Below are 14,148 nucleotides of genomic sequence, written 5' to 3' on the forward strand. Positions count from 1 at the left end.
AACCAACGCATTTCGTTGGTTCACAAAAGTTAGATTTAAATTGCTGGTGCTACCGGAAAATCTACCGGAACCTTTGTAAGGTTATGCAAATAATTCATTGCTGTTTTATCGCTTACCTGAAGAATTAAGTCCACTAAATTTTCTTTGTTATAACCGACAGCAAAGAACGCATCTACATTTGCTTCACTTGCATTGCCTCTGTTTTTTGTAATGTCAGCTGCCAAGGAAATCAAGGCATTCAATTTGGCATCGGAAGATTTACCATGTCTGATTTCATTTAATTGCAGATCGGAAAAGCCGTTCATTTTGCCTAAAACCAAATGGGCGCTCTGACAATAGATACAACCGTTCACCTGACTTACAATCAAATTTACGGCTTCTTTTTCTTTGTTTGAAAGGGAGGTCTTCGCATTCTGATAGGCTAAAAAACGTTCTAAGCCATTAGCTGAATAGGCAATGGTAGCATATAGATTAGGAACGAAACCCAATGCTTTTGTCAAATTATCGAAAATGCTTTGATTAACGGGTGCTACTTCTTCTCTTGTTGGAACTATGAATGTTGTCATCTTTGTATGTGTTTAATTTGTTTGTCGTTATTGACAATACAAAGATGGGGCAACTTGTTTTTGTTTTAAATGGACGGATAACGCAAGTAGATGGACAATTTTTCCAGAGCGATGGTAGGGTGCATTTTTATGATGAATAGTATGCAGCTTTTTGTGATTTGCACTCAAAAAATCAGATGGTTAAAATTAATTAGCCCCATCGGGGCGATATATCTGTAGCAAGACCATCCAACTTGCACCATACGCGCGGAGCTCCGTCAGGAGCGACTAACAAAAATTTATAATAAGGCGTCCCGATGGGACTTGTGCGATTTTATATTTCTTATTTTTTAGCTACAGATATTTCATCCCTATGGGATTATTCTAAGAACATCATCTGTTTGGATAAAATTTACACCCTCACCCCAAAGATATACCCAACCAACGCGGACAAGCCCATTGCAATGGTGCCCCAGACAGTAATACGCAAAATAGCTTTTGCAATACTTGAACCTCCGGTTTTAGCGGCCATGGTTCCTAATATTATTAAAAAAACAATCGTGAATCCATAAAGCCAATATTCCATACCTTTTACAGGTGCGAAAAGAACGACAATAAGAGGCAGTACGCCTCCAGCTGTAAATGCGGCTCCGGATGCGATGGCAGCTTGTATTGGATTGGCCTGACTGATCTCATTTATACCCAACTCATCTCTCATGTGTGCTGCCAATGCATCCTTTTCTGTGAGCTCAATAGCTACCTGTCGAGCAGTTTCTTTTTTCAGTCCGCGCTTTTCATATATTTGAGTTAATATATTTAACTCCTCTTCCGGCATTTCCTGCAGCTCATGTTTTTCCCGTTCAATGTCTGCTTTTTCTGTATCTGTTTGTGAACTTACCGAAACATACTCTCCCGCAGCCATTGACAAGGCGCCTGCAACAAGCCCTGCCACAGTTGCCAGCATAATGGGCTCTCTTGTTAAACTTGCTGCTGCAACACCAACAGCTAAACTCGATACAGATAATATTCCATCGTTTGCACCCAATACTGCTGCGCGCAACCAATTGCTCCGATGAATGTAATGACTGTCTAAATAATTTTCTATGGTAACTGTTTTTTCTTCGCTGTGGGGTGTCGTTTCCATTGGTGTGGGGTGTTTGTTAATTAAATATAGGTAAAAATATTTTTAGTTGGTGAAGGTGGAATATTTAGCCAAAGACTACGGAATGATACACACCGGTCTGAAGACTGGCGTGAGGGATATAGTTTTTATAAATATGTTTCTTTAGCAGCCGGAACCAAAAATAGTAACGACAACTTTATATTTATTCATTTTTTCTATTAACTCTCTTATTTTGCTGTTGTCGTCTCCAACTTCAGCACCAAATGTTTTTTTATATTCGTATTTAAATGATTCAATTAAGTTGTCTAATTTTTTATTCCGTTCGAATATGAAAATATCGTAATCAAATTGTCCATCTTTCAATTGGATTTCCTGTATTGGGGTTTTCGTAAACCAACTTTTATCTTCTAGCTCTATCTTTGATTCTATTCCTTCCATATAAGAACCATTGAAGAGGTCATTTACTTTTAATGATTTAATTGAGTCGAGAGATATATAGGTCTGTGAAAAATAAATATAGATGCCTCCACAAGTGTATCTATCATCAAAACCAAATAGCACATTTTCTTCATTCAGAATATTTCCTTCAATGAATCTTTGCTTTAAATAAGAAAAACTGTTAACTGAATCCGGCTCGACATAACCTGAGAAGCTTACAAAAATTCTGGTTTCAGAACCGTTAACGGATGTAAGTGTGATTTCAAGTTCGGATTTGTCGTAATCTGCAAACGATTCTTGAGCTGTTACAAAAAATAAAAGATAGAATATAATGTGTATTGTGTTTTTAATTGACATGGATCGTTTTTTTTTACTTGATTTGAAAATTGAGATCTAACCTCGCCCAGGTTGAGTGCCAAAGTTTGTCCATACTGTATACAATTTTTCAACTTCATCTTTATTGAAATATTTCTCCCAAAGTTCGCAGTTTGTTATATAAGCCCAACACTCTCCAAATTTTAAATATTGAGACTGCGGAATTTTATTGGCTTTTAAACATTTATTCAAAATTTCAACTCGTTTTTTTTCATCCTGTTGAATAATAAAATCTATCTTTTCTATTTCAGCACTTGTAAAACGAGCTTTTATAGAATCAAAATCTTTAATTATAGACCAATCTTTTCTTGCGCCAATTCCAATATCAACTCTTCTAAATCTACTCTTATTAAGAGCAAAATTCAATTCATCATTTCTTTCAAATTCAATATTGTTTTTTTGTAGTTCAATCCAAAACAATTCCGTTTCAATGCCAATACTTTCTTGCCAATACGTTAAAATATTATTTGCTATAGATTTTAGTTGAGTAAATGTGAATGATTCTTTTTCAATTCTATCATTCCAATAATTTCCCAAATTCACAAAAGCTTCCTTAGTCTTATTATCAAAATGTTTTGAATCATTAACAAGTTTGTTCTGAATTGCAATTATCTTCAAAAGTTTACCCTTGTGTCCGTTTTTCGTATCCGCCATAAAAGTATTCATCAATTCAAAATTAGCTGATATTTCAATATCCACCCTTTTGTTTGAAAAAGCAATTGTCTGAATTGAGATTTATCGGATTGAATGGAAAATTGGATTAGAGTCCACTTTTTTAATCCTGTAAATCCACTAATCCAACGAATCCAAATTCAGACAAAAGTCAACCACAGCGCAGTTCTTTATTTACTTGATTTTCATTCTTCTTATTGCCGTTTGTGTTTGTATCATTGGAAAATACATCAGATGAACCGAACATGGATTCAATTGATAATTTCCTTTAAACAATACCTTCTGACGAATGGTAAATGTATATACACCAGCCGGCATTTTATCAAAATATAAAATCACTTTGTCGCGAAACTCCTCTCTGTGTATCAATAAACCCGGATTGGAAATCAACACATCTTCAAGTAAGCAGCCTGCCGCCAGTGGTATCTCAACCATTACATACGAACAGTTCTTAATTGTCTTCATCGTCACAACCTGTTCCACCACTGTTCCCGACTGTAACGATGAGATCATATTTCCATTTTCTTTAAATACATAATCTATACTTAAATCGGGATATGCCTTAGCAGTAGTGGGGATTTGTTTTTCGCTTCGTACTACATACAAACCTGCAGCATCTTTAATTTGCAATGTATGAGAAAGAGAGTCCTTAATGATTTTATTGAAAGGTAATTTATTTACTGCAACCTGATCGTATGTAATAACAGCAGAAGTTTTCTGTGTTGTGCTAAGTGTTGAAAATTCATTTATGAACAAAGCCTTTACATACGTTGGTGTATGTACCGATACGCTTCCGTGCTCTACCAATCCTACCCGGATACGGGATGCAATATCCGGATAATGTACATGCGCAATTCGATGCAGCAGAATCAGATACATCAATTCATCTTCATACCAGTCTGAATTCAATGTCTGTTGGTTTTTCAACGAAGCATTACCTAGTATTGTCTGATCAAGATACTGCTCTATCTCGTTACGCTTAATACTATCTCCTTGTAGCTGACGGATTCTTAATTTCAGAATCTCTTCTTTGTATGTTAATTGCTCAGGTGATTTAATAAGAATATTATCCATTGGCAGCTTAGATTCCTTCATAAGCCAATAAGTAAAGTAATCAACCTTGTTGGCAGCAGCACGCTCAATCAGACGCGCGCCTATATTTGTATAAAAACGATCCGGATTTAACTCCTGCTGCGTGTAATATACATTCAAGGCATAAAACACATACGCAGACATAGACATATTTGTATGCGCTCTACCCCACCATCCATAAAGATTTTCATCGTTTATGTTCGATTTCAATCTGGAATAAAAATTCTGCGGATATTTTCCATTATAACTTCCCGAAAGCTGTTTGCCAGCTACAGCGCCAATTAATTTACTTGCTATTTGTTCGTTACATAAATAGTTATAATCCATCAGATGCTGATATTGTATATGAACAATATCTTTCAAATCATTTGACAGATAGATTTTTGTTTCAATGATCGAGTCCGGCTTTTGAAGCGTTACAATTGTATCTCCTTTCAGAAATCCATAAGAACCCGTGTATGTTTCATTACCGGCTTCATACACCGGAATAATACGTTGTTCGCCATCAATCTGTTTGCCACCTGTGATCATAATCGATTTACAAAGAACAGTATCTTTCACTCCGGATATATAAAAGCTGTATGTATCGTCGTTTCGTATTGATTCATTCAAACGGACACCTTCTACACTATTCTGAACAACAAATGCCGTATCTGATTGTACGTGATACGCTGCACTGATGCTATCTCCGCGGATTGCAAAGCGCGGCACATACAACTGAATGTTATTTTTCAAATATGCCGTGTTTTCATAACGCCACACATTGGATTTTTTACCTTTATGAGCAATGATGTAATTATCCCAATGTGTCAAGGCATCTGTATAATGCGTAGTAAAGCTTGCATTGCCGTACGCGTCTGTTGAAAAAGACGGAACCCAATATGCACGATCATAAAAATCTGAACGTACCTGCACGGTTTTATTAACCGTATGACCGGATATAAAAGCGGTTGTATCTGCCGCTGAATAGTCCGCCACCTGAAATCCATTTTCTTCATTAAATGCCATACCCGTTGTTGTTGAATATGCTCCAGGATTAGCATCTGTCGGCTCATAACGATATCTCGGCGTGCGAACAGTTGTCTCATCGCCCCAGAAATTTGACGGACATAGCACTCTGCCTTGTCTTCTCGGCAACACAAAATTCAATCGCAGATTCACTTCCCACATTCCGTTATTCATATACGAATAATCTGTACCTGAAACGGATTTATTCCACAGTGCTTCTATACTTATACTTTCTATGTACTGTATATGATATTTCAGCGAAACACCGACAGGTATCGTTAGCGCTGTATTTCTAATAGATGCATCAAAAATCTGTTGTCCTGAAATGCCTGAACCTACTAACACGTTAAATGAATGACGGGAATATTTTAATACAGAACACCACGCCATGGCACTGATTTTACCATACGAATACTTATATGGCTGCGACGTAGACAAGGCTGTCTTTCCGTATTCAAATCGTAGTTCGCCGCGGAGATGATTCGTAAACTGACGGCCTGCCAATGCGCCAAACTGATAACCGGATTCCGACTCGGAAGGCCCTGTGTACAATGCATTCAGCCCGCCATATATTCCACAATACGAAAAGCTATTGCTTCTTCTCCTGTTCCTTCTTCTGTTTGAACTATATGAATAAGGCTTTTTGTAAAACATTGTAGACGTCGGATAATACACATCCGTTTGCGAATATAAACTTGTGGGTAAAATCCCTCTTGTATAATTTTTGCATGTATCCGGTATTACTGAAGTTATGTAGTAACCCGGCTTATCAATATTTATTTTTTGTTCTTTTAGTATATCTCCGTTTTTGTTATGCACCCGGATGATATACTCACCGGATTGAACACCGAATCTAAAATCTCTTCCGAATGTAGAAGAATCGTACAATACTGTATTTGTTTGATCCGTCAATCTGACTGTTACGTTTTGATCGAAAAAATTCTGTACATACAAGGCAGCATACTCATTTAATTTCTGTGGATACATTTCATCAGGAGCATACGTGCACGTTATAGGAGTCTTCCGGTATGCTTCATAATCCAATGTCTTCAGTTCATCTATTTTAATTTTACCTTCTTTGGATGAGAATGTTTTAAAACGAATGCGTTGAAAATACTCCCGAAGCTCTTTATTAAGCGCAGGATCTACTTTATGTATGGTATAGGTTGAATCTGAAATTACGTTAAAATCTGAGTCCGCATTTATAAAAGATGCATACCTGAAACAATTCGTATAATAATTATACTTTGTACGAACATAAAAATATCCGTTGCTTTTTATTTCGTATGAACAGCTATAAAACAGATCACGTTCTTTTGAAGTCAAATGCTTCGGTCGTGGCTCTGAACGATATGAACCTGCAGCAATCCGGTCTACGGGAATAAGGATATTGTTTTTAAAAGATGCATAAATCAATATACTGTCAATAAAAATACTTTCGTTTGCCAAACGTATTTCATAGGAATGATAACCGGGTGTTGAGTAAAAGGATTGTTTGGACTTATTTCCCACATCTTCCCAGTAGACCAGTTTTCCATCTTCAAGAATATAACCGGGACGTATGTATGTTTTATTTTTACAGATGTATAAAAAAGCTTCGGTTGATGCATCACCTTCTTTTGGAACAAGGAAATAATTTATGCTATCCTTATATAAAAATGCATGATAATCATTGTATAAAGACTTATTGACAGTTGTATCAAATGTGCCGGGCACAGACAGATAGTCATTCGTATAATTTGATATAAGATCATACTCATATTTTACGGGTACATTTTCGCGCGGAATGCCATTATGCGGCAAACGATTGTCAACTGCCAAAGCTGTCAGGTTTACATTGCGCAATGCTTTATCTTTCAAATCCGTTACATGCACCTTCACTTTATCACCTCCGCCTGGAACAATCGTATCCGGCATGCTCGCATAGATCATAAGGGATTTATAATCCGGACTGATCACCAAACGCGTTTGTATGTATTTTCCCTGAAATAAATAATCGCAATAGAAGTTTTGATTTTTATCCAAAGAAGTTATAAAGGTTATCTGCTGGCTACTTTGCTGACATACAATTTCCCCTTCTCTATCTTTTACGCGAACAGCAAGTAGATAAGGGTTTTCAATCTGAACATGAATTTTATTTTGCTGAATGGAATAATTAAAGTCCAATACCTCTTCAGCGTTTTGAGTATTGTTTATTTTGATATAAGAATCATTTATTATAAACGCAACAGGAAAATTCTGCTGTTCAAAATCGATCTGATATGGAAAGGTAACAGCTAGTGTATCTTTAACGTGTGAATTGTAATATATGGCAAAACCTTGTTGAGGAGTATTATCTACACCGTAAGGCTTAAACGTGCATAGATGTCCTTCTATATGTTCTCTCATTGTAACAGGCGTATATACATATCCAAACACTTTTTTCTTTTCTTCTACAATACCATTGTTCGTAGCTGTGAGTGTAAACGTTAAGGAATACTTCCCAAATGGCAGGTGTGCAAGTTTTCCTTTGTATATATATTCTTTTTTGCCTGTTGCTCTGATACTGTCTTTCAAAATTGTGTATGGCACATATCCATTCTTTAATGCTGCTAATTCAATATTCTTCGGTTCAAGTGTCAGATAGATCCAGCCATCCGGAACTGCATCGCCCTGAGCATTGGTGTATTGAATGTTGATTGTTACAGAATCCTGATGCTGCTTATTGAAACTTAATGATCCATCTAATAAAAAATCGTCCAGCTTGTAATCTTCAACTAAAAAATAATTATAATCAGAACTATGGTTACGAAAAAGATATACAGAATACCGCATACCAATCGGCAACGTATCCGGAAGCACAAAATACCCTGTATAACTTCCGTTTTTATCTCTAACAATTTTCTTTGAGTATACCGTTACATAATCGTAATTGATGTCTGTATATTGAATCTGCAAAAATCTCTTATTGTGAAATATGCAAGGTTTGTAAAAGCCTTTCATGAAAACCGTATCTCCAATATGATATTTAGGTTTGTCTGTCAACACAAACCCTTTATCACCCTTACGTTCATATATATCTTCCCGGTAATTCTTTTTACGCACAGACTCAGGAATTGCAGTCAACAGAAATTCATCTTTATATTCAACCGTAAGTTTCTTGCCATATACATATTCCGGGATTACATAATAATACCCATTGTGTTTCAGTTCTATCTTTTTCCCTTCAACATAAAACTGAACGTCCGTCAATTGTTTATCGGCAGCATTATGAACCTCTATGCCAATCTCACGTGGGGCTTTAACGATGTTGGTTGAAAACTGAAAACTTGCTATAAAAATTGTATGCGCATAATTATCCTTTGAGGATAACAGTATATATCCTCCTTTGTGATATTTTAAAGGTATTTCCTGGTTTATTTTTATACTATCCACAGGATTATGAAGAAATGCTGTTGTATAAACGCCTTTGTATTTTCCTGCATATAATTCCCACGCCTGCTCTTTAGTAACAGCATAGATATATTTATACGGTATGCTTGCAGCTGTTTTTTTGATTTGCTGCGCAAAGGAAATCTGAAAACACAAAAGAAAGGAAAATGGGAGTAAAAATCGGGGCATAGAATATTCTGTAATAATTCACTATAAATACAACTCAAAACTTAAAGGTAAGCAACCTGACCAGATTAAAGCGGTGATTTCAATATGTATTCTTTTGTTTTAAAAAGCAATTGAATTGGGATTTATCGGATTGATTGGAAAGTTTGGATTAGAGTCGACTTTTACCGGGCTGTTGGCCGTTGGCACAACAGCAGGTTGGGTGGTGGTTAGGTTAGAAGGTGTGATCGTCAGCAGTAATTAAATTGGATTGAAAAAAGTCGACTCTAATCCAACTTTTCCGATCAATCCAAAGAATCCAAATCAAAAAAAGAGTGACGCTTCTCAGCATCACTCTCTTCATATTTATTTCGAAGCACGATCATTACACCGTCATCAATTCTTTTTCTTTCGAAGCAATCAAGGTATCTAACTTCGCATTCGTATCGTTCGTCAATGCTTGTACAACTTCTTCCGCTTTTTTAACTTCGTCTTCAGAAGCACCTTCTTTCAACAATTTTTTCAACTCGTCGTTTGTTTCCTGACGGATCTTGCGGATACGTACTTTACCACTTTCGCCTTCCGCTTTTGTTTGCTTCACTAAATCTCTGCGACGCTCTTCTGTAAGTGGTGGCACATTGATACGAATTACATCGCCATCGTTCTGCGGGTTTAAACCCATATTCGCATCACGAATTACTTTTTCAATGGTTGTGATCATTGACTTTTCAAACGCTTTGATCGTTATAGAACGGGGCTCAGGAACCGTAATAGATGCAATCTGACCAAGTGGTGTAGATGCTCCATAATATTCAACCATTAACCCATCGAACATGTTTGGTGATGCTTTTCCTGCACGGATCTTAGATAACTCAAACTCTGTATGTTTGATCGCTTTCTGCATGTTATCCTTTGCATCGTCTAGATATAAATTAATTTCTTCCATGTTTGAAATTCCTTTTATAAATATATAATTCAGTTAATAAAGTCTCTCTACTTATAACGTAACCAAGGTACCTACGCTTTCGCCTTCAAGTACTTTCAATAAATTACCCGGTTTGTTCATATCAAAAATAATGATCGGCACTTCGTTTTCTTTACACAAGGTAAAGGCCGTCATGTCCATAATGTTCAATCCTTTCTCGTATGCTTCGTCAAAAGAAATCGTTGTGTAACGTGTTGCACTTGGATCTTTCTCCGGATCGGCAGTGTATACGCCATCTACACGTGTTCCTTTTAATACAACTTCCGCTTCAACTTCAATCGCACGCAAACTTGCTGCAGTATCTGTTGTAAAATATGGATTCCCTGTACCGGCACCAAACATTACGATACGGCCTTTTTCTAAGTGACGGATCGCACGTCTGCGGATGAAGGATTCACATACCTGTTCAATTTTAATACCCGACATCAATCGTGTATCCAAACCGATGTTTTCCAATGCACTTTGCAATGCCATGCAGTTGATCACGGTTGCAAGCATTCCCATGTAATCGCCTTGCACACGGTCAATACCCGTAGCAGCTGCTTCGATCCCTCTGTAAATATTTCCACCACCAACAACAATTGTAATCTCTACTCCTTTTTCCGCAATTGCTTGAATTTCTTTTGCATAACGGATAAGAACCTGGCTGTCTATACCATATTTCTGTTCGCCCATTAAGGCTTCACCACTCAACTTCAGGAGAATACGTTTATATTTCATAGTTTCTTATTTTTCGATTCGAGATCGGGCGTGCAAGCCAAGGCTCCAAACATGCCAAATCTTACAAATATATACCCATTTTCGCGAATAGGAAAATTGAAAAGGGCTTAAGAGAATCTATTTTCAAGAAAAATATCAACATAAAGGGGTTAAGATGCGGTTATGAATGTCGTTGCATAGCAATCCAGTGGTCTGACCACAAAAGATTTGTTTTTCTTTGTTGTTAATCGAAACAATTCGTCGGACCACAAAAAAGTGGTCTGACGAATGCTCATTAGCAAACGGTAGTCAGACGAAAGCTTGTTACCACTTGTCTCCTATTCAATAACTTTCCTTAAATCACTATCAAAAAACACTGCTGCCACTGCAAAATCACCCAAAAAATGTATCTTTATCTTGTAAATAAGCCATTTATTTCGTGCTGCGATCTTTGCACGACCATCACATACAGTTGATTTCAATTTCATGAATTTCTTAAGAAAACCCATTTTACTTCTTGCTGCTGTTGCTGCTTTTTATTCCTGCAAACAGCAAGCTACCCGTTCCGTAGAATCTAAACCAAAAACCATACAAACCAGCAGAGGTGCCTACAATCCAAGTACACCACTGTATTGGAATCTGATACACACAAAACTGGAAGTGTCTTTTGATTTTGCAAAACAACATCTGTTGGGTAAAGCTACAATCAGCTTAACACCACACTACTACTCTCAAAATACATTGACGTTGCAAGCAAAAGGCTTTGATGTGCATTCCATACATTATCTGCATGGTGCCGAAATAAAAACGTTCACCTACGATAAAAAAAATATTACCATTACGCTGAATAAAAATTATTCACGTCTGGATACGCTTGCATTAGTAATTGATTACACAGCAAAACCGAACGATCTTCCAAAGTCCGGTAGTGATGCGATCACGGAAGAAAAAGGCTTATACTTTATTGATCCGCTGGGAACGGATCCACACAGACCAACACAAATATGGACGCAAGGCGAAACACAGTCTGCATCGTGCTGGTTCCCTACGCTGGATTCGCCCAATCAACGCAGCACACAGGAAATGTACATTACCGTTGATAAAAAATATACGGTGATTTCAAACGGAGAATTGGTTTACAAAACGGAAGGTGCCAACAACCAGACGACCTGGTGTTGGGAAATGAAAAAAGCGCATGCTCCGTATTTATTTATGATGGCAGTTGGTGAGTTTGCCAAAGTAACCGACACCTGGAACGGCATGGAAGTGAGCTATTATGTTGAACCGGAATACGAAAAATATGCGCGCAATATTTTTGGTGAAACACCTGCCATGATCGAATTCTTTTCTACTAAACTGAATTATCCATATCCATGGCCAAAGTATTCGCAGATCGTTGTACGCGACTTTGTTTCGGGTGCAATGGAAAATACGTCTGCAAGTATTTTTATGGAAGCGTTACAAGTAGATGATCGCTTCTTAGTAGATGATAACTGGGAAAGCATTGTTTCGCATGAATTGTTTCACCATTGGTTTGGTGATCTGGTAACCTGCGAAAGCTGGTCGAACTTGCCGTTGAACGAATCGTTTGCAAACTTTTCTGAGATCGCCTGGTTCGAACACAAGTGGGGCTACGAGGCAGGATTAAAGCATGCTCAGGAAGATCTGGCAGGATATTTATCTGAAGCAGAAACAACGCAGAATCCATTGATCCGTTATCACTATACAGACATTGAAGAAATGTTTGACAGACATAGTTACAACAAAGGTGGTTTGGTTTTAAATCTTTTAAGAAATGCTGTTGGCGAAGAAGCCTTCTACAACTCACTGCATTTGTATCTTGTACGTAATGCGTATTCTCCGGTAGAAATAGATGAGCTGCGTATGGCCTTTGAAGATGTTACAGGCGAAGACATGCATTGGTTTTTTGATGCCTGGTTTATGAAACGCGGACATGCGCAATTGTTGGTTGAACATCATGCGGGTAAAAAGAATACTACAGAAATTATAATTGAACAAAAGCAGGATACGACAGAAGGCACGATCTATCGCATACCGGTACAAATTGATTACAGAAGGAAAACGGACACAACGCTGCACTCTAAGAGATACTGGATCAGCACATACAAAGATTCGATCACATTGCCGATTCCCGTTGACGAGTTATTATATCTGGTGGTTGACAGCAAACATGTGGTTGTTGGAACGGTCACACATAAAAAATCTGTAGAATTATTAACCAATCAATTCAAATACGGAACGGATTATCTGATCCGCCAAGAAGCGTTTGAGGCAATTGTACAAACAGACAATGCGAAAGACAATCCGTATGTACTGCACCCGGAAACACTGATAACATTGCAGCAAGCACTAAAGGACAAATCTCCTGAAGTGCGAACGGTTGCTGTAATGGAGTTTACCAAACATCCGATGCCAAACCTGGAAACGGTATTTGTTCCTAAGTTTGTAGACATGGCGAAAAACGAACCGAATGGCGAATTGCGTGCAACGGTTATTCAATTATTAACTTCCTTAGGTAACAACCCAGCATATCTGCCGATCTATAAAGAAGGTTTAAATGCTCCATCATACCACGTTTCAGGTGCTTGCCTGAATGCCTTGCTTCTTATGAACGATACAGCAACGATCGCACGGATTCCGGAATTTGAATCGCTGAGCAACTCCAGCATCATTGCTTCCCTGGCTGAGTTTTATACAAAAACAGGCGATCAGACACATTATCAATGGTTTGAAAATAAAATGAAACAAGCTTCGGATCAGGACGTATACAACCTCATGGTTGTATTTACCAAGTACGTTTTACAACTGGGAAATGAAGATAAAATGAAAGGAAGTGCTTTTTTAAAGAAGATCAGTGTAGAAAATTCACACGATGTGATTCGGAAAAATGCTAAAACCTACGCTCAGTATATCGACAAATCCATTAAATAATATAAACTAGACGACTATAATTAATTCCTGAAATGAAAAAAATACTCTACCCGATTGCTCTTTCAGCTTTCATACTTGTTTCATGCGATAAAAAACCAGACGTTGTTACAGATGGTATTGACAGCTCAGCTGTAGTGGTTGAAGATACTGCCATTCCGGATAAAGTGAAGCACATCGATAGCATCCCTCCGAATTCCGAGGTTGTAGATAGTCTTTTGAAAAAGCCGGTTACTACTCCTGCAAACAATCCATTCGGTTTAAAAGCTGGCGACAAATTATCAAGTGCGTTATCAAAAGATCCGCTTAAAAAACGTCTTCAAACAATCTTAGGAGATAAATATGAAGAGTATGTAAAATTCTTAGCCACAGCAAAACCATTGAAAAAAGATTCAGATGGTTTCTTATATACACAAGGTGCTTCCGCAAAAGGATCTAAAAACGAAGCATTCTTCCTGTATCATCACGAGAACGATGTATTGTTTCTTGGCTACCAGAAAGGCGAAGAGCGCATCATGCTGAACGATATGAAATCCCGTATGTTCGCTCCGCAATCCGTAGATACCTGGGTTGAACGTCCGATAGAATAGTTAGTGATCAGTAGACAGTAGTCAGTGGTCAGTATTGAATCGAGACAAAGTCTCTATTTTATTATTAACTCCTTAGAACGCTGCATTAACAACTCT

At 37.6% G+C, this 14,148-nt stretch carries 9 protein-coding genes; 2 read left to right on the top strand and 7 right to left on the bottom strand.

The window, feature by feature from the left end:
• Positions 1 to 35 precede the first annotated feature (35 nt).
• The 7 genes from A3EE_RS0106775 to pyrH form a co-directional block, all read right to left on the bottom strand.
• Entirely contained in the window at positions 36 to 566 is a 531-nt protein-coding gene (locus tag A3EE_RS0106775; protein WP_018342687.1) for a carboxymuconolactone decarboxylase family protein, read from the bottom strand.
• A gap of 391 nt (positions 567 to 957) precedes the next feature.
• On the bottom strand, positions 958 to 1,689 hold the full coding sequence (locus A3EE_RS0106780; RefSeq protein ID WP_018342689.1) for a VIT1/CCC1 transporter family protein: 732 nt from the start codon (positions 1,687 to 1,689) through the stop codon (positions 958 to 960).
• A gap of 141 nt (positions 1,690 to 1,830) precedes the next feature.
• On the bottom strand, positions 1,831 to 2,463 hold the full coding sequence (locus A3EE_RS0106785; protein ID WP_018342690.1) for a hypothetical protein: 633 nt from the start codon (positions 2,461 to 2,463) through the stop codon (positions 1,831 to 1,833).
• A gap of 36 nt (positions 2,464 to 2,499) precedes the next feature.
• A complete protein-coding gene (locus A3EE_RS0106790) occupies positions 2,500 to 3,180 on the bottom strand; it encodes a hypothetical protein (protein WP_033417670.1) in 681 nt (226 codons plus the stop codon).
• A 147-nt stretch (positions 3,181 to 3,327) separates the two neighbouring features.
• Positions 3,328 to 8,853: an alpha-2-macroglobulin family protein gene (locus tag A3EE_RS0106795; RefSeq protein WP_157446926.1), complete on the bottom strand. Its 5,526-nt coding sequence runs from the start codon at positions 8,851 to 8,853 to the stop codon at positions 3,328 to 3,330.
• A gap of 361 nt (positions 8,854 to 9,214) precedes the next feature.
• Positions 9,215 to 9,775 carry a ribosome recycling factor gene (frr, locus tag A3EE_RS0106800; RefSeq protein WP_018342693.1) on the bottom strand — a complete coding sequence of 187 codons (561 nt, stop codon included), beginning with the start codon at positions 9,773 to 9,775 and terminating at the stop codon, positions 9,215 to 9,217.
• A gap of 51 nt (positions 9,776 to 9,826) precedes the next feature.
• A complete protein-coding gene (gene pyrH, locus A3EE_RS0106805) occupies positions 9,827 to 10,534 on the bottom strand; it encodes a UMP kinase (RefSeq protein ID WP_018342694.1) in 708 nt (235 codons plus the stop codon).
• A gap of 465 nt (positions 10,535 to 10,999) precedes the next feature.
• Here pyrH and A3EE_RS0106815 point away from each other — a divergent pair, with 465 nt between their 5' ends.
• Both A3EE_RS0106815 and A3EE_RS0106820 read left to right on the top strand, forming a co-directional pair.
• A complete protein-coding gene (locus A3EE_RS0106815; protein WP_018342696.1) occupies positions 11,000 to 13,465 on the top strand; it encodes a M1 family metallopeptidase in 2,466 nt (821 codons plus the stop codon).
• A gap of 32 nt (positions 13,466 to 13,497) precedes the next feature.
• On the top strand, positions 13,498 to 14,052 hold the full coding sequence (locus A3EE_RS0106820) for a hypothetical protein (RefSeq protein WP_018342697.1): 555 nt from the start codon (positions 13,498 to 13,500) through the stop codon (positions 14,050 to 14,052).
• The last annotated feature ends 96 nt before the right edge of the window (positions 14,053 to 14,148 follow it).

It is taken from the genome of Cytophaga aurantiaca DSM 3654, from assembly GCF_000379725.1.
In the GTDB taxonomy this organism is placed as follows: domain Bacteria; phylum Bacteroidota; class Bacteroidia; order Cytophagales; family Cytophagaceae; genus Cytophaga; species Cytophaga aurantiaca.